At 43.3% G+C, this 20,819-nt stretch carries 21 protein-coding genes; 12 read left to right on the forward strand and 9 right to left on the reverse strand.

All coding sequences use genetic code 11. The features are described from left to right. Nucleotides 1-65: 65 nt before the first annotated feature. The 3 genes from FHW88_RS04415 to FHW88_RS04425 are packed head-to-tail and all read left to right on the forward strand — an operon-like array spanning nucleotide 66 to nucleotide 4,272. Nucleotides 66-1,946: an arylsulfatase gene (locus FHW88_RS04415; RefSeq protein WP_255485208.1), complete on the forward strand. Its 1,881-nt coding sequence runs from the start codon at nucleotides 66-68 to the stop codon at nucleotides 1,944-1,946. Nucleotides 1,947-1,948: 2 nt separating this feature from the next. Further along, on the forward strand, nucleotides 1,949-2,680 hold the full coding sequence (locus FHW88_RS04420; RefSeq protein ID WP_176623437.1) for a thioredoxin domain-containing protein: 732 nt from the start codon (nucleotides 1,949-1,951) through the stop codon (nucleotides 2,678-2,680). 8 nt (nucleotides 2,681-2,688) lie between these two features. Further along, a complete protein-coding gene (locus FHW88_RS04425; RefSeq protein WP_176623439.1) occupies nucleotides 2,689-4,272 on the forward strand; it encodes an arylsulfatase in 1,584 nt (527 codons plus the stop codon). A gap of 384 nt (nucleotides 4,273-4,656) precedes the next feature. Here the strand turns inward: FHW88_RS04425 and FHW88_RS04430 are convergent, their stop codons facing one another. Continuing rightward, on the reverse strand, nucleotides 4,657-5,136 hold the full coding sequence (locus FHW88_RS04430; protein WP_090526149.1) for a Dps family protein: 480 nt from the start codon (nucleotides 5,134-5,136) through the stop codon (nucleotides 4,657-4,659). A gap of 95 nt (nucleotides 5,137-5,231) precedes the next feature. Between FHW88_RS04430 and FHW88_RS04435 the strand changes: the two genes are divergently transcribed. The 3 genes from FHW88_RS04435 to FHW88_RS04445 are packed head-to-tail and all read left to right on the forward strand — an operon-like array spanning nucleotide 5,232 to nucleotide 7,656. After that, on the forward strand, nucleotides 5,232-5,996 hold the full coding sequence (locus tag FHW88_RS04435) for a DUF4905 domain-containing protein (protein WP_176623441.1): 765 nt from the start codon (nucleotides 5,232-5,234) through the stop codon (nucleotides 5,994-5,996). Nucleotides 5,997-6,017: 21 nt separating this feature from the next. Continuing rightward, nucleotides 6,018-7,031 (forward strand): LysM peptidoglycan-binding domain-containing protein, encoded by a 1,014-nt coding sequence (locus tag FHW88_RS04440; protein WP_090523953.1) that lies wholly within the window; start codon nucleotides 6,018-6,020, stop codon nucleotides 7,029-7,031. After that, the gene (locus FHW88_RS04445; protein ID WP_091163301.1) at nucleotides 7,024-7,656 is read left to right on the forward strand and encodes a uridine kinase; all 633 of its coding nucleotides are present in this window, start codon (nucleotides 7,024-7,026) and stop codon (nucleotides 7,654-7,656) included. Before FHW88_RS04440 ends, FHW88_RS04445 begins: the two co-directional genes overlap by 8 nt. On the opposite strand, the gene FHW88_RS04450 is transcribed toward FHW88_RS04445, so the two are convergent. The 4 genes from FHW88_RS04450 to FHW88_RS04465 all read right to left on the reverse strand — a co-directional run bounded on the left by FHW88_RS04450 (nucleotide 7,653) and on the right by FHW88_RS04465 (nucleotide 10,182). Next, nucleotides 7,653-7,991: a superinfection immunity protein gene (locus tag FHW88_RS04450; RefSeq protein WP_090523962.1), complete on the reverse strand. Its 339-nt coding sequence runs from the start codon at nucleotides 7,989-7,991 to the stop codon at nucleotides 7,653-7,655. The two genes, FHW88_RS04445 and FHW88_RS04450, sit on opposite strands and share 4 nt — an antisense overlap. 409 nt (nucleotides 7,992-8,400) lie before the next feature. Continuing rightward, on the reverse strand, nucleotides 8,401-9,057 hold the full coding sequence (locus FHW88_RS04455; RefSeq protein ID WP_176623443.1) for a 3-oxoacid CoA-transferase subunit B: 657 nt from the start codon (nucleotides 9,055-9,057) through the stop codon (nucleotides 8,401-8,403). 43 nt (nucleotides 9,058-9,100) lie between these two features. Beyond that, entirely contained in the window at nucleotides 9,101-9,448 is a 348-nt protein-coding gene (locus FHW88_RS04460) for a four helix bundle protein (RefSeq protein ID WP_176623445.1), read from the reverse strand. Between the two features lie 44 nt (nucleotides 9,449-9,492). Then, complete coding sequence (locus tag FHW88_RS04465; protein WP_176623446.1) at nucleotides 9,493-10,182, reverse strand: CoA transferase subunit A; 690 nt, start codon at nucleotides 10,180-10,182, stop codon at nucleotides 9,493-9,495. Nucleotides 10,183-10,350: 168 nt separating this feature from the next. On the opposite strand from FHW88_RS04465, the gene FHW88_RS04470 reads away from it, so the two are divergent. Then, complete coding sequence (locus FHW88_RS04470) at nucleotides 10,351-10,908, forward strand: hypothetical protein (RefSeq protein WP_176623448.1); 558 nt, start codon at nucleotides 10,351-10,353, stop codon at nucleotides 10,906-10,908. Nucleotides 10,909-11,038: 130 nt separating this feature from the next. On the opposite strand, the gene FHW88_RS04475 is transcribed toward FHW88_RS04470, so the two are convergent. The 4 genes from FHW88_RS04475 to FHW88_RS04490 all read right to left on the reverse strand — a co-directional run bounded on the left by FHW88_RS04475 (nucleotide 11,039) and on the right by FHW88_RS04490 (nucleotide 16,464). Then, on the reverse strand, nucleotides 11,039-12,124 hold the full coding sequence (locus FHW88_RS04475; RefSeq protein WP_176623450.1) for an SGNH/GDSL hydrolase family protein: 1,086 nt from the start codon (nucleotides 12,122-12,124) through the stop codon (nucleotides 11,039-11,041). Nucleotides 12,125-12,968: 844 nt separating this feature from the next. Next, nucleotides 12,969-13,331: a VOC family protein gene (locus FHW88_RS04480; protein WP_208102442.1), complete on the reverse strand. Its 363-nt coding sequence runs from the start codon at nucleotides 13,329-13,331 to the stop codon at nucleotides 12,969-12,971. Between the two features lie 189 nt (nucleotides 13,332-13,520). Continuing rightward, entirely contained in the window at nucleotides 13,521-15,884 is a 2,364-nt protein-coding gene (locus tag FHW88_RS04485; protein WP_176623452.1) for an endonuclease MutS2, read from the reverse strand. Nucleotides 15,885-15,888: 4 nt separating this feature from the next. Next, the gene (locus FHW88_RS04490) at nucleotides 15,889-16,464 is read right to left on the reverse strand and encodes a DUF4296 domain-containing protein (protein WP_090523992.1); all 576 of its coding nucleotides are present in this window, start codon (nucleotides 16,462-16,464) and stop codon (nucleotides 15,889-15,891) included. A gap of 43 nt (nucleotides 16,465-16,507) precedes the next feature. On the opposite strand from FHW88_RS04490, the gene FHW88_RS04495 reads away from it, so the two are divergent. From FHW88_RS04495 to FHW88_RS04515, 5 genes are all read left to right on the forward strand, one after another. Further along, a complete protein-coding gene (locus FHW88_RS04495; RefSeq protein WP_176623454.1) occupies nucleotides 16,508-17,197 on the forward strand; it encodes a YggS family pyridoxal phosphate-dependent enzyme in 690 nt (229 codons plus the stop codon). A gap of 474 nt (nucleotides 17,198-17,671) precedes the next feature. Further along, on the forward strand, nucleotides 17,672-18,190 hold the full coding sequence (locus FHW88_RS04500; protein ID WP_176623456.1) for a GNAT family N-acetyltransferase: 519 nt from the start codon (nucleotides 17,672-17,674) through the stop codon (nucleotides 18,188-18,190). Nucleotides 18,191-18,200: 10 nt separating this feature from the next. Next, nucleotides 18,201-18,998: a DUF3298 and DUF4163 domain-containing protein gene (locus FHW88_RS04505; protein WP_176623458.1), complete on the forward strand. Its 798-nt coding sequence runs from the start codon at nucleotides 18,201-18,203 to the stop codon at nucleotides 18,996-18,998. Further along, the gene (locus FHW88_RS04510; protein ID WP_176623460.1) at nucleotides 18,999-20,264 is read left to right on the forward strand and encodes an aspartate kinase; all 1,266 of its coding nucleotides are present in this window, start codon (nucleotides 18,999-19,001) and stop codon (nucleotides 20,262-20,264) included. A 1-nt stretch (nucleotide 20,265) separates the two neighbouring features. Continuing rightward, nucleotides 20,266-20,718: a DUF6756 family protein gene (locus tag FHW88_RS04515; RefSeq protein ID WP_176623462.1), complete on the forward strand. Its 453-nt coding sequence runs from the start codon at nucleotides 20,266-20,268 to the stop codon at nucleotides 20,716-20,718. Nucleotides 20,719-20,819: the final 101 nt, after the last annotated feature.

A 20,819-nucleotide genomic window follows, 5' to 3' on the forward strand; every position in this document is an offset into this window, starting at 1 on the left:
GGCACAAAGCCCAAAGCTATAGCTTGATTGGATTAATTAAAAAACTTATATAACCATTTACAATTATGAAATCCGTTTATCAACGAATTGTCGCCATGTCGGCAATGGCTGTTGCCTTCAGCGTACCTGCTTTTGCGCAGCTGCCGCAGGTAAAGGTGACGCCGGCAAACATAGCGCCCATTGATCCCGCTAATTATAAAGGCGTAGAAGGCAAAACACTTGCCGAATCAAAAGAGTGGTGGAATAAACCACTCAAAGCGCCAAAAGGCGCTCCAAACATTGTTTGGATTTTGCTGGATGACGTAGGCTTCGGCGCATCAGGAACCTTTGGCGGGCTCATCAGTACGCCCAATTTTGATACGCTGGCCAACAACGGCTTACGCTATGTTAACTTCCATACGGCAGGCATTTGCGCACCAACACGGTCGTCGCTGCTTACCGGGCGTAACCATCATTATGTACACATGGGTAACTTTGCCCATGCTTCTACAGCTGCGGGTTTCCCGGGTTATGACGGCCGCATCCCGCCAGATAAAGGCACCATTGCCGAGGCGCTTCGCTCTAATGGCTACAGCACTTTCGCTGTAGGTAAATGGGGGGTAACGCCTGATGAGGATACTACAGCGGTTGGTCCGTTTGACCGCTGGCCTACCGGTAAAGGTTTTGACCATCACTTCGGTTTCCTGGAATCGGCTACCGATCAGTATAACCCGCCGCATTTGGTAGAGGATAATTTTCACATCAAACCTGATGGCCGTAACCTGAACGAGCAAATCACTGATAAAGCCATTGCATATATCGATGCCGCTCATAAAGCTGCACCTGATCAGCCTTTCTTTTTATACTATGCCCCCGGCGCTACCCACGCCCCGCACCAGGTGAGCCATGAATGGAGCGACCTGTATAAAGGTAAGTTTGATGAGGGATGGGATGTTTATCGCCAAAAGGTTTTTGACAATCAAAAGAAAGCCGGTTATATTCCTGCTTATGCAAAACTGCCCGAGCGCAACGAACGGATCCAGGCCTGGAACAGCCTGCCTGCCGATCAGAAAAAATTGTATGCCCGGTTTATGGAGGTTTATGCAGGATATCTGACTTACATCGATCACCAGGTTGGCCGCGTGATTAACTATCTGAAAGCTTCCGGGCAGTTTGATAATACTTTGGTTTTTGTGATGATAGGGGATAACGGAGCGAGTAAGGAAGGAACTGTACATGGCGTTATCAATCCTAAAAACTCGGCAGCAACCACACCCGAGGCTGATTATATTAAAAAGAACGAAAGCGATTACGAAACCATTGGTACGCCGGAAGCTTCCACTAATTATCCTTTAGGCTGGGCACAGGCTGCCAATACGCCTTTCAAATACTGGAAATCTGACGCTGACGCTGAAGGTGGTACCCATAACCCGCTGATAGTTTATTATCCAAAACTAATCAACGAAAAAGGCGGCATCCGTACACAATACAGCCATGTATCTGATGTATTCCCGACCACTATTGAAGCTGCCGGTTTAAAACTGCCGGAGTACGTTAAGGGCATTAAGCAGGATACGTTGCAGGGCAAGTCATTTTTTAGCTCGTTTAACAACGCACAGGCAAAAACATTGCATACGCAGCAGTACTATTACATTTTTACTTCCCGCTCTATCTACAAAGATGGCTGGAAGGCCGAGGCTGCACACCGCCCGGATAATGTGGATCTGCTGAACTTCCCGAAAGAGAAAACCATCCCGGAGCGTAATTACGATAAGGATGTTTGGAAGCTTTATAACCTGAACGAGGATTTTAACGAGCGTGTTGATCTCGCCAAAAAATATCCTGAAAAGCTAAAAGAACTGAAAGATCTGTTTGACGCGGAAGCCAAAAAGAACCACATCTATCCTTTTATCGATCGGGATGATATCAACAACAAAAGGATCCACAAACTCGAAAACAATAATTAATCATGAAAAACCTAAAAATTGCTTTATTGGCCCTGCTGGTAATTTTTACCGGCGAAATAAAAGCCCAATCACCTGCTTTATTATCGCTTGAAGCATTTACGGCCAAACTAAAACAGGCAAAAGAACCGCAGATCTTAGATGCCCGTTCGGCTGAGGAATTTGTTCAGAACCATATTAAAGGAGCTATAAACGTTGATGCCAAAGCAGCCGATTATCAGCAGAAACTGGATGGTTTGGATAATGAAAAGCCAACATTTGTATACTCGATAGCTAACGGCCGCAGCACCGTGCTTTCGCGCGAATTGAGGGCTAAAGGATTTAAAGATGTAGAGGAATTGCCCGGTGGCTTAGCCAATTGGATAGGCTCGGGTTATCCTATCATCTCCACGACAAAAAAAGGCGTTTCGCTGTCAAAAGCCCAATTTGATGAGCTGGCGGCTTCATCACAATTAGTGTTGGTTGATTTTGGATCGAAATATTGCGGGGCCTGCAAAAAGCTGGTACCTGTGTTGGATTCGCTCAAAACAAATTCAGCTTTTACCCCTAAAGTGATCAGTATCGAAGTTTACGATAATACTGATCTGGCTAAAGAGCTAAAGGTAAATGTATTGCCAACACTGGTACTGTATAAAAATGGCAAGGAAGTTTGGAAAAAACATGGCTTTTCATCAACTGCCCAGGTCATCGCAACAACCGAACTGGCCAAAAACGGATTGGCCGCCAATAACAAATAAGCTGTAACATGATCAAATACATTGGCTACCTACTGGTAGTTATATTTTGCACGGGGCCTGTATTTGGGCAGGCCCCTAAGCAAAAGCCCAATATCGTCATTATTTTGGCCGACGATATGGGCTTTTCTGATATAGGCTGCTTTGGTTCGGAGATCAGCACACCTAATATTGACAGGCTTGCCCGGGAAGGGCTGAAAATGACCCAGTTTTATAATGCCGGCAGATGTTGCCCATCACGCGCAGCATTGCTTACCGGGTTATATCCGCATCAGGCAGGCGTTGGTGACATGGTGAAATACAAAGGTTCGCCGGCATACCAGGGTTATCTGAATGAGCATAGCGCCACCATTGCTGAGTTGCTGAAAAATGAGGCTGGTTATAACACCATCGTATCGGGCAAATGGCATGTTGGCTTGCAGCAATCTGCACTGGCTTATAACCGTGGGTTTGACCAGTCATTTACCATGCTGAACAACGGGAGCAGTTATTTCAACTCAGCACCGCTGTATAATGATGGCAGCAAGATCACCTTTATGCTAAATGATAAAGAGATTACCCGCAGCGATACTTCAAAATATTTGACACAGGCTATTACCGATTTCGCTGTGAAGTCATTGGAGGAGATCAAAGATCAGCAGAAGCCATTTTTTATGTACGTAGCTTACAATGCTCCGCACTGGCCTATCCAGGCAGTGCCGCAGGATATTGCAAAGTTTAAAGGTCAATATCTTAAAGGATGGGATGTATTACGGAAACAGCGGTATGAAAAGCAGGTGGCACATGGCATCATCAAAAAGCAGTGGACATTATCTCCCCGTGATAAACACGCACCGACATGGGATTCACTATCTCCTGAAGAAAAAGATAAATGGGACACGCGCATGGCTATTTATGCGGCTATGGTTTACCGCATGGATGCCTGTATCGGTGAGATCATGGCCAAACTGAAGCAATTGGGAAAAGATAAAAATACCATTGTCCTTTTCGCATCCGATAATGGCGGTAGTGCCGATGAGGTTAAAAGCTTATCGACGGTAATACAAAAAAACGGTACTCCCGGCTCCGTAAATTCAATTGACAGCTATGAGATACCATGGGCAAACCTAAGCAATACGCCCTTTAAGCTATTTAAACGCAACACGCATGAAGGGGGCATAGCCACACCGCTTATAGCCTGGTATCCGGGACATATCAAAGCCGGGACTACCAATAGCAGCACTGGCCACTTGATCGATCTGATGCCTACCTGTTTGGAACTGGCCGGGGTAACTTATCCGGCTCTGTTTAAAAACAGGCGCCTTACAACATTGGCCGGTACCAGTTTGCTTAATGTTTTTAAAGGCAAAGCTGCGTCAGGTAATGAAACTTTATTTTGGGAGCATGAAGGTAGCAGGGCCATAAGAAAAGGCCAATGGAAGCTCGTAGCCGAACCGAAGCAACGCTGGGAGTTATATGATCTGGAAGCAGACCGATCTGAAACGAAGGACCTGGCTACGAAATATCGCGCAAAGGTTATTAAACTGGAAAAGGAATATCTGGCCTGGGCAAATAAAGTTGGCGTGGTTGACTGGGAAACAATAAAGAATTTGTAACTCAACTGCCAGATTAAACAGTGCCTATCTCACGTTAATTGATATAAGTTTTTTGTTTTACATAATTTTCAAATGATATCGCAATGTTTTCTTTATAATGTCTTTAATAAAGGCTACAAAATGCAAAAAAAGCCCTTAGCGATACGCTAAGGGCCTCCAAAACAAGTTTTCCTACAAGGGCTCGAACCTCAATCTTCAGAGCCAGAATCTGACGTGCTACCATTACACCATAGGAAAATAAACAGAGCATCTGCCGCTTAAAGAGACGGCGTTTTGTTCTGTGCAAATATACGAAATATGCAAACCGGTGTAAACCCCGTTTTGAAAAAAGCCACATCCGGTTTGTCCCTGATGTGGCTTTTTTACAGTAGGATTATGTGCGGGTTAGTCCTCGTTCACGAATGAACGCAGCATCCAGGTGTTTTTTTCGTTGAATTGCATGAAGCGGTTGATCATGTCGTTAGTGCCATCGTCTCCGGCATCGGCGGTGATGGTCAATATCTCGCGTTCCATTTTTATCAGTGCAGCCAGGTCCTCAATAATAGCTTTCACCATCAGGGTATCCTTTAGGCCGATGGTCTGGATCTCTTTGATGCTTGATGTTTCAATATAATCTTTAAAAGTACTGATAGGAGGTTTGCCAAGGCTCAGGATCCTTTCGGCAAGCTCATCAATAGTAACCAGCGCGGCAGTGTACAGCTCTTCAAATTTCAGGTGCAGGGTAAAAAAACTTGTGCCTTTAACGTTCCAGTGGCAGCCGCGCAGTTTTTGGTAATGGATATGGTAATTAGCCAGCAGGTCGTTCAGGTGGTCAACTACGGGTTTTACTTTAACTTCTTCGAGGCTTATTTCTTTAGCATTCATAAATAAATTTGATGTTTTTAAGTGTAACATGCCTTTGCGGGCAATGTTTGGTAAAGGTAAACAGTTTTAATTTTAATGAGCATATTTGCAACTTTATGACTTCGCTTTTACCCTTCATCATCAAAAATTACCAAGCCCCGGTTTGGCGTATGGAAATTGACGAAAGCAGCCAAACGCTGTTTCTGGAGATCAGGGACCATGCCGATAAGCAGGTTAGTTTTTCGGCCCTGAACCTGCAAACCGGTGAGGTTTATTTTGAAGGTTTAACTACCCCCGAGCGCTGGCTTACTGGTATTGAAGCTGCTTATGGTGGCGTATTACTACTCCATAATTACCAATCGGCCACAGGGCCGGTACATAAGGGCTTGACAGCTATTGAAGCTACAACGGGCAAGGCATTATGGAGTAATTTTACTTTAGCTTTTGATCATCTGTCGGTAAATGGCCCTGTAGTTTACAATGCCCAGCTACAACCAAAGAAATTATTTTTACTTGATGTTAAAACCGGCAATACACTAAGAGGATACGAGCCGGTTCCTGATCAACCGCTGAATAATCAGATCATTAGCCCTGAACTGTTGCCCTCAGCGGAAGTAAATAGTTTATATTTACCGCTCAGCGTATATGCAAATGCGGTTCATTATATCAGCTACAATAGATTCAGAATTGTATCTTTGCACACGCTTTTGCAGGAGCATCTTGAACAGCACTTGTTTGTATTTAACGAGGAGGGTACCCTTTTGTATCACGATTTGTTACATAACGCTATACAAAAAATGCAGCCCGAGGCGTTTGTACTACATAATAATCAGCTCATCTATTTAAAAAACAGATCGGGCTTAATAGTGTTGAACTTGTAAATTACTGTATTATAATTTATTATGAAATTTAAGATTTTATTATTGGTCGCTCCCTTACTCACACTCTCCATATCGCTTTTTGCAAACCCAGTTGTTGATTCAATTGGTGTTGAAAACCTGAACGGCAAAAAAGTGATCGTTCACAAGCTTGATCCCAAAGACAATTACTACTCTATAGGCCGTCGCTACAACGTCAGCCCTAAAGCTATTATACAGTTTAATAATAACGCCCCGCTTAAAATTGGCGGCATTGTTAAAGTACCTACCGAATTACCTTTTTCAGGTGAAGCTGCTGCACAGCCTGCCGTAACTGCGCCTGCAAAACAGGTAGCAACTACTTCTGCGCCTGTACAACAAAAGCCGGTTACCCAGGCCCCTGTTCAGCAAAACAAACCACAGGTACAAGCTCCGGTTAGCTCACCTGCGCCTGTAGCCCAAGCTACAGTAAATAAAACACAGCAAGCAGCTGCCGATACCGTTAAAAAAGTAAGCATGCTTAATGTGCAGCAATACAAAGTATCGGCGGGCGAAACCTTGTTTTCTATCGCCAAGCGTTTTAATACATCTGTTGAGGATATCAAAGCACTTAATAAACTAAGCTCTGATTCATTAGCACCTAACCAGGTGATTAATGTGCGCAGCGGTTTACCTCCCGAAGAGGTTAAACAGCCAGTAATGCAGCGCGATTCAACTTCTGTTGCTGCGCAGCAGGACACCACCGGCGACCATGGCAAAGCTAACCGTTTTGGTTTATACGAGAAAGTTGAAAAAGGCGTGGCTACCTGGATGGATGACGCCGGTTTAGATCCTAAAAAGGAGTTGGTGCTGCACCGTACAGCACCAATAGGCACCATCATTAAAATTACCAACCCTATGAACAATCATACCACCTTTGCAAAGGTTGTTGGCCGTTTTACCGATAACGAAACAAACAAAAATGTTTTGATCATCATGACCAAGAACACTGCCGATGCTTTAGGTGCTTTAGATAAACGTTTCCAGGTAAATATCAGCTACGGCAGCCCGAATGAATAAACCTTATATTATTGGAATTGCCGGCGGAAGCGGCTCAGGCAAAACCTTTTTTTTAAAGTGCTTTTTAGAACATTTTACTGCCGACGAGGTGAGCCTCGTATCGCAGGATGATTATTACATCCCGGTAGCACATAACATGACCAAGGAGGAGAACAAAGAATATAATTTTGATCTTCCTTCAACTATTGATCATGAACATTTTCAGCAGGATATCAGCAAGCTTTTAAATAAGGAAGCTATCCTGAAACAAGAATACACTTTCAATAACCCCGATGCTATCCCCAAAATGATAGAGATCAAGCCTGCACCTATTTTGATAGTGGAGGGCTTGTTTATCCTGCATTTTAAAGATATATCGGAGCTGCTTGATTTGAAAGTGTTTATTGATGCTGATGAAGACATCGCCCTGCAGCGCCGCCTTAAACGCGACCTGATAGAACGCGGCTATTCGCATGATGATGTGATGTACAAATGGATCAACCACGTGGTGCCGGCCTACAAAGAATACCTGCTGCCCTACAAAGATGAATGCGATCGCGTGATCACCAATAACACCCACGTTGCCGAGGATATTATGGTGATAACAGAAGAAATTTCGGCTGATTTGAGGGGACGTTTATTTTAAGACAGATCGCCTAAAATCTCTTTCAGTGCTTTGTCGTAATCGGCTTTGGTAATAACGCCGGCATCAAATTGTTTGTATAGTTCATGCAGCTTCAGCGCTTTTTCGGTTGTATAACCAGGATAGCCGGCTTTATAATAATCTAAAGGCGCTTTTTCCTTTTCAAACGACCAGATAAGCGCCCAAATCCAGCCGATAATAGTCCAGCCCAGAAACAGGTTTAACAGGAAGATTAATTTAAAGTCGGCTTTTTCGCGGGCAATTATAGCGGGTATAAAATACAGCAGTGCGCCAATTGCCATGCCCATCATTCCAGCAATGCCAAAGATGAAATTCATGTTTTAAAGATAGGAGTTTCTTTGAGGGATGCTATAGCGTTTTACTAAATCGTCATTGCGAGGAACGAAGCAATCGCGAGCTATACAGAGCGGACTTGCTTATTGGGGATTATTAATAATTGTAATTTGATTTTTATAGGTATTAATGAGCTCCCTACGGTCGGTTGTCTTCGTGCCTTATGATGACGTCATCGTAAATAATTGATTATCAAGTTGGTTTTTTGGGGCCTGTTTTGTGATATGGGCGTTGCCTGTGGCCCGCGCTATACGCTCATACTGCACGGGCATTAGCCACAAGGCCGGTATCCGCTACTATCGCTAACGCGCCCGGCGCACCATCGCTAAGATATATTTTATACGTCATCGCGGTGTTTTTCAGGGTTTCCTTGATGATTACTCAATGACGTGACTACAGAATTATTTCCGGCACGTCGCCTTCAATAATAAGCTTCCCTGCCGTAGCCTGTTTTATTTCTTCAACACTTACTCCCGGAGCCCTTTCAATAAGCCTGAAACCACCTTCGGGCAAAACGTCAAATACACCCAGCTCCGTCACAATTTTTTTAACGCAGTGTACACCGGTGAGGGGAAGGGTACATTGGGGTAGCAGCTTTGATTCGCCTGCTTTATTTACCTGTTGCATGGCCACAATGATGTTTTCGGCAGATGCTACCAGATCCATAGCGCCACCCATGCCTTTAACCATTTTGCCGGGAATTTTCCAATTGGCAATGTCGCCATTTTCGGATACTTCCATCGCGCCTAAAATAGTAAGGTTCACTTTCTTAGCCCTGATCATCCCGAAACTCATAGCCGAATCAAATATGGCCGACCCTGGCAGCATGGTGATGGTTTGTTTGCCTGCATTAATGGTATCCGGATCTTCCTCCCCTTCAAAAGGGAAAGGCCCCATTCCCAATAAACCATTTTCGGACTGTAATACCACATCCATAGTATCCGGTATATAATTGGCTACCAGCGTAGGGATCCCAATGCCAAGGTTAACGTAGTAACCGTCTTTTATTTCTTTTGCAATTCGCTTTGCGATGCCTTGTTTGTCTAACATATATTCGATTTGAAAATGTGTTGATTTGAAAATTTGAAAATGACTATGCTTTTGATGAGGCAATTATCTTTGACAAGATTTTAATTATCACTTTCAGTTTTTCAAGTAGTTCATCGTTAAAAGGATAGGTTTTTGAAAACTTACAGAGCAACAGGAAATACTCTGTTTCATCTGCCTCTTTGGCGGCGATTTTCAGTTTGTGAATAAAATCATTTTTGCTTTCGGCGTTTTGAGCCTCCCGGACATTTGCGCCTATCGAGGTTCCCGATTTAAGGATTTGCCGTGCAATCACGAATTTTCTTTTCTCTTCCAGTCCTTCTGAAAACTCAATTATATCAAGCGCAAATTCAAAGGTTAGTTTTACTATCAGATTTTCTTTGTCGTTTCTCATTATTTTAATTCATTTTCAAATTTTCAAATCAACACATTTTCAAATTATCTTACCGTTTTGTGCTCTATGCGCTTTTCATAGTTACTTCCTTTAAAAATCCTGTGCACATAAATACCCGGTGTATGGATATGATCCGGATCAAGTTCGCCGGGTTGTACCAGTTCTTCCACTTCGGCAATGGTTACCTTACCGGCCATAGCCATTACCGGGTTAAAATTGCGGGCGGTTGACCGGTATACCAGGTTGCCCATAGTATCGCCCTTCCAGGCTTTTACAATGGCGAAGTCGGCATTAAAAGCCATCTCCATTAAATAATCCTTACCATTAAAGTTGCGTACTTCTTTGCCTTCAGCTACCTCAGTTCCAATCCCGGCCGGGGTAAATATGGCCGGCATACCATAGCCTGCCGCCATGCAACGGGTAGCCAGCGTACCTTGTGGTATCAGTTCTACTTCAAGCTCGCCACTTAGTAACTGGCGTTCAAATTCGGCATTTTCGCCCACATACGATGAGATCATTTTTTTTACCTGGCGCTGCTTCAGCATTAAGCCGATACCAAAGTCATCAACCCCGGCATTATTGGAGATACAGGTGAGATGCTTAACCCCTTTTTTTACCAGGGCGGCAATACAATTTTCGGGCAATCCGCATAATCCGAATCCGCCGAGCATAAGGGTCATGCCGTCGGTAATATCGCGGATGGCCTCATCAGCACCACTAACTACTTTATTCATATATTATAATTGGTTGCTATAAATTTAAGTAAAATAAGCTTAATGCTTATTGTTATGTAGATAACTTCCTACCGCACGACTGTGTTTTTATAAATGATGTTTTATAGGTTTTATAAAACAATTGGAAATTAATTGTATTAATAATTAATACATCAAATATCAAAACCTATGGAATTACGAGATGACGAGTTCAGGAGCGACGAGCTTAAACGCCCCGAACATGAAGGAAATAAACCCAATGCTTACCGGGTAGATGACGACAATAATGAGGATGAAAAAGACCTGAAACGAAGTTATTTGTTTGGCAGCTCAGAAATGAAAAGCCCAAATGACCCGGGTATGGAAGGAAACGGTATGGGAGGCCAAAACTTTGGCCAAAACAATATCACCCCGGCGGGTAATGATAAAGACAACCCCTCGCAAATGGCGGGCAATAATAACGAATACTTTAACCGCACCCAGCCTGCCGAGGAACATCCCGAAAACAACAATTTTAAAGATCCTAACCAGGCCGGTAACGCCAACTACAGCAATGTGATCAACGTGTCACAAAACGGCCGTTCGGATGAAGACAGCGGACAAACGGAAACCAGTAATAGCAAGCCCAACCCGCAGCAGCAATACCAGGAAGGAACTGCCGACGATGACGGGGATGCCAGCAAAAAGCAACAAACCAATATTCCCGGACCTAATGAGTTGCCTGATCAGCAGAGGGTAGGAGAGTAGGATAGAGTCTTGCGCTCGTTTGTAACGAGCGCTTAACCAGGGTTAGCGTTTATAACGCGACTGGCGATGCAATCGCCAAACCATAGTAAGCGCTCGTTGCAAACGAGCGCAAGAAATAAGGATATTCATTTTACCACTTAACCGTCTTCTCCATAAAAGCGATCAAATCATCGGCCATAGCTTGCTGCTCTTTCAGGCTCGGGTGACCAGGGGTGTTTTTATACGGGATAAAATGGGTATATATTTCATTATCATTTAAAGCAGCAACGGCCTTCTCAATATAACCCGGCCATGGCGATCCTGCTTTGGTTGCATCCATGCTACCCAGCGCGCAAATGATCTGTGCTTTTGGATACGCTTTGCGGATATTTTTAACAAACTCTTTATAAGCTTTAATGATCTGTTCCGGCTCGGGGGCTTTACTGCCAAAGCGCTCTTTAAACTGTGGATTGTTGGGTTGGTTTACAATCCACGAATCGTTTTGAAACAAGTTGATCACTACTACATCGGGCGTATACTTTTTGAAATTCCAGGTGCTTGTTGGGTCTGTTGGATCAAGGCGGTTATACATTTCGGGCATAATGAGCGGGAACCAGCTCACGGTAATGCCGATCCCGCTTTTAGAGGTGCAAACATACTGTGCATTAAAGTGACGGGCAGTAAGGGCCGCGTAGCTAAGGTAGCCGTTTTCATAAGGGGCGCTGCCACGATCCTGCCCGGTGGTGTCCTCATCGGCATAACCGCAGGTAATGGAGTTACCGAAAAATTCGATCTTACGTTTTTTAGCCTCTGGTGCAGTTAATGCAGTAGCTTCTTTGGCCAAGGTGAACTGATAAAAAAGGGTTTTGCCTTTGTCCCATTCGGTACGTTTAAACAGTTCGAGGGTGTGCTTACCGCTCGGCAGGTTCTCAGCGAGTGTATAAGCCTGCTTGGTATTATCAAGGTGGATGGTGTTTACAACCTTGTCATCAACAATAATGGTAAAATAGTTTTCGCCCCGTTCATCCTGCATCACAGCCGATGCGCCTGTTCCGTCAAAATTAATTTTTAGCGATGAGCCCGTCCAGTATAGTTCGGCAGCTTCATCAGTTTGATTGATCCGCCCGGTGTAGCGGATGCGCTGATCTTTGCTCTTTAAAATAATATTTTGAGCGAAACAGCTTGTTATTGAACCGGTAAATGCAATGAAAAGTACAAGAAAATATAATCTGCGCATCTTTATTAGGGTTTGGCCGCCCTAAAAATAGGAAACTTATGCAAAATCAATGCAGCAAAAAAATCTCCTCTATGCCTGCCGTTGTTGGTGTTGTCACCAACAACTTCTAAATTATGTTTTTTAATTACGTTACCGTTAATAAAACTGGTAAGCAAATGTTGTTGGTGACAACACCAACAACGGCGGGGGGAAACTTATACAAAATTAATGCAGCAAAAAAATCTCCTCTTGAGAGGGGGCGCGTAAGGAAGGTGTGTTGGCAGGGGTGTGCTTATGCGATTGACTTGCCAAAGCAAAACATACCCCTTATGTCGTTGTTTGGTGTTGTTAGGAAACTATATACCTGTTAGATCATGGTTATCCAACTGAATGATATTTTATAATGTGGAGTATTTCAAAAAATAACAACAATCCCACTAAAGTAATGCCCGCATAAATAATGAACCACCATATTTTTAGAGAGGTTGTCTTATTCGAAAGTTTTTTTCCATTTATTAAATACAAGATTGTTGCACCGATCAGTACGAGTATTAAGGCCATAAGCTATTGCTTCTTAGGTTTGTCTGTGCCGTTGTTGGTGTTGTCACCATAGGTGTTCGGAAGATTTTTAATTCCCTCCCTTGGGAGGGGGGCGGCTGGATTTCGTGGTGGCAGGGAGGGGTTTATACGTCATTTCAGGCTAATAAGTCTGTGAATGAAACCCCTCCCTACACCCTCCCAGGGGAGGGAATCGCACAATCCCTCGCTTTTTTTATTTCTTCCGAACACTTCTGGTGTTGTCACCAACAACGGCGGGGAAGCGGATAAGTCATTGGCTTATCCGCTAAATATTTGTTAAGAATTATCATTCAATCGGCATCCCAAACTGCAGCAGGTAGCCATTATAGTCAAAAACGCCGAACTCGCGCATGCCGTAATTAAAATCTTCAATGGGGTAGCAAATCACCGCCCTGTCTTTCAGTTCGCTCCACAATAGATCAACCTTATCCGTGCGGATATAAAATGAGCCGGTAAATTTAGGTACAGTGAACGATGCATTATCAACAGGCAAAGCTAACATGATCTCGATATCATCACGGCTTACCGTGGCCCAGCCCCAGTCCTCATCATAACCGATACAGGTAAAACCAAGATTGTTAATGTAAAAGTCAACGCTTTCCCGTACCTGCCGGGTGTATAACATAGGGGCAATAGATTTTAAAGACATAGTTTATTTGAAATAAGTTGAGGTTGAATCGGTAAATTAATGCTAACAAATCAAAAATCGTCATTGCGAGGTACGAAGCAATCCCCGATTGGCAGAGCGAGTATGCAAATCCGCTTTGTATAGTTTGGGATTGCTTCGTACCTCGCAATGACGTTCCTTGTTATTTTGTTATTTATTTTAACCTTGCCGTTACTTCAAATATACATAAGTTATTCCATCTCCGCCACGATCAGCATGCTCATCTTCCATGCGGTCAACCTGTTCATATTTTTTGAGGTATTGCCTGATCATTTTGCGTAAAATTCCATCGCCTTTACCGTGAATGATCTTGAGGTTGTTAAAGCCCATCATCAGTGCACGGTCAAACAGTTTTTCAATGGCGTGAAGCGCATCTTCGGTACGCTGGCCACGTACGTCAATCTCCGGACTAAAACTGGCCATGTCATTGGTGTGCGAACTGAAATTTCGCCTGATCTCTTTGGGAACAGACGATTTAGGTACTTTAATCACGCGTTTCTTTTTAGCAACGGTGCGTAAATCGCCAATGGCAATTACTACATTCTCTTTAATGATCTCTATCACCTGGCCTGTAGTTTCCGAATCGGTGAGTTTCACCCAGTCGCCGGGTTTTAATTCTTCATCGGCAGGGGCAGTAGGTTTTGGTGCCTCAGTTTTAACGGTGTTCTTTTTAAGCTCAACATTCAGATTTTCGCGCAGCTGCTTTGTTTTTTCTTTATCGGCATTACTGCTCTTTATTTCGGATATAGTATTTTCAACCAGCTTGTTGGCGTTAAGGATAATATTCTTGGCCTGGTCTTTAGCTTCTTTAATGAGCGAGCGTTGGTTTTCTTCAAGATAACTTTTCAGTTTCTCGTTTTCGGCCAGCAATTCATTTACCTTGCGCTGCTGCTTATCCAGTTTTTGTTTGGTTTCAAAAATAGAACGTTTTTCACGCTCCAGATCAACCAGCAGGGTGTCCACCTTTTTTTGCCCTTCGCTTATTTTGTTTTTGGCGAGGTTAAGCACGTTGGCCGGTAATCCTATTTTTTGGGCAATTTCAAAAGCATATGAGCTGCCGGGTTTGCCAATCTCCAACTGGTACAGCGGCCTCATCTCAATGTTATTGAACAGCATAGAGGCATTTTCAATGCCCTCGGTATTGCTGGCAAATATTTTAAGGTTGGAGTAGTGCGTGGTTACCATTCCCTTAACTTTTTTTTGATTGAGTGATTCCAACACAGCTTCGGCAATTGGCCCGCCAAATTGCGGATCAGTACCGGTACCAAACTCATCTATCAGGATCAGGGTTTTGCCGTTGGCCTGCTCCACAAAATTTTTCATTTTGGACAGGTGGGCGCTATACGTACTCAAATCACTTTCTATCGACTGGTCATCGCCTATATCAACAAAAAGTTGCTTGAACACACCTACGACACTGGCTTCATCCGCGGGGATGAGTAAGCCGGCCTGTACCATCATCTGTAATAAACCAACGGTTTTCATACAAACAGATTTACCGCCGGCGTTGGGGCCCGATACCACGATGATGCGGGTACCTTCGTCTATCTGCATATTGAGTGGGACAACCGTTTTTTTCTCTGCCTTAAAATTCAGGAACAATAGCGGGTGACGGGCATTGTATAATTTAACCCTGGCCTCGTTTATCACCTGCGGCATTTCGGCCTCAATATCAATGGCAAACAGGGCTTTGGCGCGCACAAAATCAAGCTTGGTTAACAGGCCGTGATAGGAGAGCAGCAAAGGCACATAGGGCCTTAATTCGGTGGTTAAAGCGGTCAGAATTTTTACTATTTCCCGGCGGCGTTCAAATTCCAGGTCGCGGATGCGGTTGTTGAGTACAAATACCTCTTCGGGCTCAATGTAAACTGTTTGGCCCGAGGCCGACTCATCGTGTACAAAGCCTTTCAGCTTGCGTTTGTTTTCGGCCAGCAGGGGGATCACCAACCTGCCATCACGTACAGTTAATGAACCATCGGCAGCCCAACCGTTTGATGTGGCATTTTTAAAAACCATATCAATTTTTTTGCGGGCTTCCTGTTCGGCTTTGGCAATGCCTGTGGTAATTTCCATCAGTTCGCGCGATGCATTGGGCCTGATCTTGCCTTTTTGGTCAATCACGGCGTCTATCTTTTTAAGGATCGCCTTTTCAATAGGCAGGTGCTCAAAAAGGGCTTCAAGGTTAGGGTACAGGCCTTCACGCTCGTTAAAATAAGCAATAACGGCAAATACCGTGGTTAACGAAGCCTGAACCTGGTAAAACTCTTCTTCGCTTAAAAAAACGCCCTCTATACGGGCTTTATTGGCAAGGGACTTTATATCGAAAAAATGCTGAATAGGCAGCGCCTCATCATTAACCAGGATATTCTTAAACTCGTTTGCCTGGCTCAGGAATTTATGGATCTGGTCGTAATTGCTCATCACCTGGATCTTGTCAACCATTTGTTGACCCATTTCGCTCAGGCAATGTGCTTTTATCAGTTCTTTTATCTCGGTAAAACCCAGCTTATCTACACTGTTTTGGGGGTAAAGCATCAGGTTATGACTTTAAGTTTTTTAACGAGTCGGCTTTGCGGGCTTTCTTGCTTTTGCGGGGATGGAATCTCCTTGCCGAGTCGGTTTTTAGTTTAGTTTTTAAATTTTTCAATGAGTCGGCTTTGCGGGCTTCCGTGTTTTCATGAGGATGCATTTTTCTTGCCGAATCTATTTTAGTTTTAATATTTAAGTTTTTTAACGAATCGAGCTTACGCGTAGCCTTGCTCTGCTCTGTTTGCACTTTGGCAAGCGAATCGGTTTTACTTTTAATTTTTATATCCACCTGGTCATAAATGGCCAGCAGTTTATCGGGCTGCATGGCGTAGTACCGCATGCTGCGGTTAAAATGCGCGGTATCGGTATGCAGGCGCTGAAACATGGCAATGTATTTACCCGCGCCGTATTTATACAAACTATCGGGTATTTGCGTAGTATTATACAGGCTGCCGTCGATGATGTGCATTTCGGTTAACACCGCTGCCATAGCGTCGGGTTTGAGGACGTCGTTGGGAATACTTTTGCCATTGCAGGCACATAAAAAAAGTGCTGCAGAAAAAAACAAGGTTATATATTTATGCATTCAGTAATTTAGCGGCTGATTAATTAAGCAAATTTACGGATAAATGAGCATTGCAGATAACATCAGAAGCTTAAAAAAGGAAACGGAAGCAGATAAGGTAATATTATTGGCCGTATCAAAAACAAAACCTGCCAGCGATGTACAGGAAGCCTATGATGCCGGACAGCGCCTTTTTGGCGAAAACATAGTGCAAGAAATGGTTGAGAAGTATGAGCAACTGCCTAAAGATATCGAATGGCATTTGATTGGTCACCTGCAAACCAATAAGGTAAAGTATATAGCGCCTTTCGTAAGTATGATCCAGTCTGTTGATAGCCTGAAGCTTTTGCATGAGATCAACAAACATGCTGAAAAAGCCGGAAGGGTAATTGATTGCCTTTTGCAAATTTATATAGCCGACGAAGAAACCAAATACGGATTGGGCTTTGATGAAGCCATAGAATTGCTGCGCTCTGAAGAGTTTGCTACGCTAAAGAACGTTCGTATCCGTGGCTTGATGGGTATTGCTACCAATACCGATAACGAAAAGCAGATTAAAGAAGAATATTACGAACTGAACACCTTTTTCGAGGGCATCAAACAAAGCTATTTCCGGAAGGAAGAAAGTTTTGATGTCCTGTCAATGGGTATGTCGTCGGATTATAAACTGGCTATTGAGCAGGGCAGTAATATGGTAAGGTTGGGCAGCACGATATTTGGAGGCAGGGTAATTAAGCATTGGAAGAATAATTGACTGGAATTTGTCTGAACCGGAATTTATGGAATTAAAGAATTGACAGAATGAAATTACCATTCAAATAATTCGCTTAATTCGATAAATTCCGGTTCAGACGAAAATCCCGCGCGTTCCGCCCGTTGTTGGTGTTGTCACCAACAACATGTTTTTTGAAATGAAATTAAGTGTTCAATTTTTTAAAAACGGGTGTTCAGTTTGTAAGATTGTGAAAAAGCTAAGTATTTGATTGTCAGTTATTATGTGTTCATTTTGTTTGAATGGGCAATAATCCGTAAAATTAAATGGTTGATTATCAATTGATTTTTTTGTGGAATATCTGTAAGTGTTCACACCTAAAAAAGTTGAACACCTGTTAAAATAAATAGAAAGTTGTTGGTGACAACACCAACAACGGCGCAGAATTGACTGAATGTTTGCCAAATTCGATAAATTCTCTTAATTCGTTTAATTCGAGTTCAGACAATTAATAACATGAATAATACAGAAAATAAAATTGAAAGTCAGCCCCCTCTTCAGGGGGCCGGGGCATTAATTATAAGGGAAGCTATTCAAACCGACTGTCCGCGCCTGATGGAGCTGGTGCATGAGCTTGCCCTCTATGAAAAAGCCCCGGACGAGGTTACCGTAACCTTGCAGCATTTTGAAGAAACCGGGTTTGGCCCTAACCCGGTATGGAAAGCTTTTGTGGCCGAAGTTGACGGCGTTGTGGTTGGTTTTGCCTTGTACTATGTTCGCTACTCCACCTGGAAAGGCTCCCGCATGTACCTGGAAGACCTGATCGTAACCGAAGAGATGCGCGGCAAGAAGGTCGGCAAACTGCTTTTCGACAGGCTGCTCCGGGAAGCTAAAGAGAAAGGTTTCAGCGGTATGGTTTGGCAGGTGCTCGACTGGAATGAACCGGCCATTAACTTTTACAATAAGTACGGCGCGAATATTGAGGCGGGCTGGTTAAATGCTTCGCTTTCAAAAGAGCAGTTGTTAAACTACTAATACTATACCTATGAAAAATCTGTGCCTGGCGTTTTTTATGGCGATGGGATTATCATCGTGCCAGTGGGGCGTTCCTAATAAAATTCCCGAGAAGTCATTTGATACCCTGCGTTATGCTTATAAAGTTATCAAAGCACGGGCGGCAGATTGCGGTGCTAAGGCCGATAGCGCCTGTACGGTAGTGAAAATTAACTACCCAGTTTTTGACAGCGCAAAAACTTTAAATGATACCGTAACCCGTAAGCTTACATTGATGTTTGCTACGGATGGAAGGCCCGACACCAGCCTGGAGCTGATGAGCAAAAAGTTCCTGAAATCATATGATGATTTCAGGAAGACTGACCTGCGGTCGGGAATGTTTTTTACGCTGGATGATTCCGTTAAGGTAATCCACCAGGATTCGAGCTTAACAACGCTCGAAGTGCGGGGTTATTCATATACCGGCGGCGCTCATGGCAGCACATCTGTCGGCTTTATAAACTGGGATACCAAAGCCGGTAAAAACCTCAAACTTGATGATGTGCTTGTTGAAGGGTATCATGATAAATTAAATGCCGTTGCCGAAAAGATCTTCAGAAAGAATGAAAAATTAAGTGATACCGCATCTCTCGCCACCAATTATTTTTTTAAGGATAACAAATTCGCGCTCAATACTAATTTTTCCATTACGCCACTTGGGATTAAATTTTTGTACAATCAGTATGACATTAAACCATACGCGGCCGGTATTACCGAATTGTTTATTCCATACGCACAGATCAAATCATTAGTACAGCCGGGTTCGGTTGTAAGTCAATTCATTAAATAAATGCTTGTTTTTAAATTCGGAGGGGCATCAGTTAAAGATGCTGCGGGTGTTACCAACCTTGCTAATGTTGTAAAACAATATACTGATCAACAATTGCTCATCGTGATATCGGCCATGGGCAAAACCACCAACGCGCTGGAGAAGCTTACCAAAGCCTACATGGAGCAAACCGATGATATGCACGGGATCTTTAACGAAATCAAAGAATATCACTACAACATTCTGAGCGGATTATTTGAACCGGGCCACCCTGTATTTGATGAAGTTGCCAATACCTTTGTGGAGATTGACTGGGCCATAGAGGATGAGCCACACGATAGCTATGATTTTGTATATGATCAGATCGTATCCATCGGCGAACTGGTGTCAACCCGGATTGTTAACGCCTACCTGAACCAGGTTGGCCTCAAAAGTAAATGGCTTGATGTACGCGGATATGTGCATACCGATAATACATACAGAGAAGGCGTAGTTGACTGGGATAAAACTAAAGAAAGCATCAATAAAGATCTCCCGGCTATGCTCGAAAAAGGTATTGTAATAACCCAGGGCTTTTTAGGCGGCACTTCCGAAAACTTTACCACCACGCTCGGTCGCGAAGGGTCTGATTACACAGCATCTATATTTGCAGCTTGCTTGGGCGCCGAATCGGTTACTGCCTGGAAAGATGTTCCGGGCATCCTGAACGCCGATCCGAGATTTTTTGCTGATACGGTTAAATTTGATGAGCTCTCCTATACGGAAGCCATCGAAATGACCTATTACGGGGCCAGTGTCATCCATCCAAAAACCATCAAGCCGTTGCAGAATGCACGGATCCCATTGCTGGTAAGGCCGTTTACAGACCCATCTGCGCCCGGTACAGTAATTAAAGAAGATGGACATAATCAGTTTACCAAGCCGGTGATCATCCTGAAACAAAACCAGGTATTGCTGTCAGTATCAAGTAAGGATTACTCTTTTATAACGGAAGATCACCTTAGCGATGTGTTTCGCCTGTTTGCTCAAAACAATGTTAAGGTAAATGTGATGCAAACTTCCGCATTAAGTTTTTCGGTTTGTTTCGACCTGAACGAAGAGCGTTTTGAAAAGCTGCTGAACGGCCTAAAACAAGATTTTAAAGTGAAATATAACGATGGGTTAACGCTCATTACTGTACGCCATGACGGGGCGAATACCATTAAGGAATTAACCAAAGGCAAAACTATTTTGCTTGAACAAATTAGCAGGAATACGATACAGATAGTGGTTAAGCAAACAGTTTAATATGGGCGAAGTCACGAAGGAAGTAGAAGATGCGATAGTTACTTTAGAACTGGATGATAACATCATTTCCAAAATCGATGCTCGATATAATGATATACTTTATTTTGATCTCCTTGCCCATTTTGTAAATGGTAAAGATCGACGATGGTGGTGGGAAGCATTTAAATCATCGTTTAGCTTTAAAACGTTTGATTATTCTCCTGATCATTTTTTAAAGATTATTCCTGACCTCACCCAAAAGGTATGGCTAATGGTTGAAGATGATCAGGAAAAGTTTTACCCTATATACGATGTTGACCCGAAATACATTTGCGGCATTTTAAATGAGTGTTTTGGGTTTGAATATTATATCATAGATAAAGACTACAAGTGGCTATTGTGTGAGAATCACCATGGTCGCCTTATTGGTGTTGGGGATGTATTGAAAAAACATAATTTGTCTTTACTTGATTAATTCACCACCAAAACGCCAGTAGCAATATAATGTCTTTTTTAGACTGGTTAGTGCTGCCTATTTCACTCTTCTATACCTGCCTTTAGCCCCAAAAAGCTATA

Origin of the sequence: Mucilaginibacter sp. SG538B (assembly GCF_013376065.1) — a bacterium.
Taxonomy (GTDB): Bacteria; Bacteroidota; Bacteroidia; order Sphingobacteriales; family Sphingobacteriaceae; genus Mucilaginibacter; species Mucilaginibacter rubeus.

What these genes read in the sequence shown, in the direction of transcription:
- FHW88_RS04415 (WP_255485208.1), top strand. Translation starts at nt 66, where the DNA reads ATGAAATCCGTTTATCAACGAATTGTCGCCATGTCGGCAATGGCTGTT.
- FHW88_RS04420 (WP_176623437.1), top strand. Translation starts at nt 1,949, where the DNA reads ATGAAAAACCTAAAAATTGCTTTATTGGCCCTGCTGGTAATTTTTACC.
- FHW88_RS04425 (WP_176623439.1), top strand. Translation starts at nt 2,689, where the DNA reads ATGATCAAATACATTGGCTACCTACTGGTAGTTATATTTTGCACGGGG.
- FHW88_RS04430 (WP_090526149.1), bottom strand. Translation starts at nt 5,136, where the DNA reads ATGAATGCTAAAGAAATAAGCCTCGAAGAAGTTAAAGTAAAACCCGTA.
- FHW88_RS04435 (WP_176623441.1), top strand. Translation starts at nt 5,232, where the DNA reads ATGACTTCGCTTTTACCCTTCATCATCAAAAATTACCAAGCCCCGGTT.
- FHW88_RS04440 (WP_090523953.1), top strand. Translation starts at nt 6,018, where the DNA reads ATGAAATTTAAGATTTTATTATTGGTCGCTCCCTTACTCACACTCTCC.
- FHW88_RS04445 (WP_091163301.1), top strand. Translation starts at nt 7,024, where the DNA reads ATGAATAAACCTTATATTATTGGAATTGCCGGCGGAAGCGGCTCAGGC.
- FHW88_RS04450 (WP_090523962.1), bottom strand. Translation starts at nt 7,991, where the DNA reads ATGAATTTCATCTTTGGCATTGCTGGAATGATGGGCATGGCAATTGGC.
- FHW88_RS04455 (WP_176623443.1), bottom strand. Translation starts at nt 9,057, where the DNA reads ATGTTAGACAAACAAGGCATCGCAAAGCGAATTGCAAAAGAAATAAAA.
- FHW88_RS04460 (WP_176623445.1), bottom strand. Translation starts at nt 9,448, where the DNA reads ATGAGAAACGACAAAGAAAATCTGATAGTAAAACTAACCTTTGAATTT.
- FHW88_RS04465 (WP_176623446.1), bottom strand. Translation starts at nt 10,182, where the DNA reads ATGAATAAAGTAGTTAGTGGTGCTGATGAGGCCATCCGCGATATTACC.
- FHW88_RS04470 (WP_176623448.1), top strand. Translation starts at nt 10,351, where the DNA reads ATGGAATTACGAGATGACGAGTTCAGGAGCGACGAGCTTAAACGCCCC.
- FHW88_RS04475 (WP_176623450.1), bottom strand. Translation starts at nt 12,124, where the DNA reads ATGCGCAGATTATATTTTCTTGTACTTTTCATTGCATTTACCGGTTCA.
- FHW88_RS04480 (WP_208102442.1), bottom strand. Translation starts at nt 13,331, where the DNA reads ATGTCTTTAAAATCTATTGCCCCTATGTTATACACCCGGCAGGTACGG.
- FHW88_RS04485 (WP_176623452.1), bottom strand. Translation starts at nt 15,884, where the DNA reads ATGCTTTACCCCCAAAACAGTGTAGATAAGCTGGGTTTTACCGAGATA.
- FHW88_RS04490 (WP_090523992.1), bottom strand. Translation starts at nt 16,464, where the DNA reads ATGCATAAATATATAACCTTGTTTTTTTCTGCAGCACTTTTTTTATGT.
- FHW88_RS04495 (WP_176623454.1), top strand. Translation starts at nt 16,508, where the DNA reads ATGAGCATTGCAGATAACATCAGAAGCTTAAAAAAGGAAACGGAAGCA.
- FHW88_RS04500 (WP_176623456.1), top strand. Translation starts at nt 17,672, where the DNA reads ATGAATAATACAGAAAATAAAATTGAAAGTCAGCCCCCTCTTCAGGGG.
- FHW88_RS04505 (WP_176623458.1), top strand. Translation starts at nt 18,201, where the DNA reads ATGAAAAATCTGTGCCTGGCGTTTTTTATGGCGATGGGATTATCATCG.
- FHW88_RS04510 (WP_176623460.1), top strand. Translation starts at nt 18,999, where the DNA reads ATGCTTGTTTTTAAATTCGGAGGGGCATCAGTTAAAGATGCTGCGGGT.
- FHW88_RS04515 (WP_176623462.1), top strand. Translation starts at nt 20,266, where the DNA reads ATGGGCGAAGTCACGAAGGAAGTAGAAGATGCGATAGTTACTTTAGAA.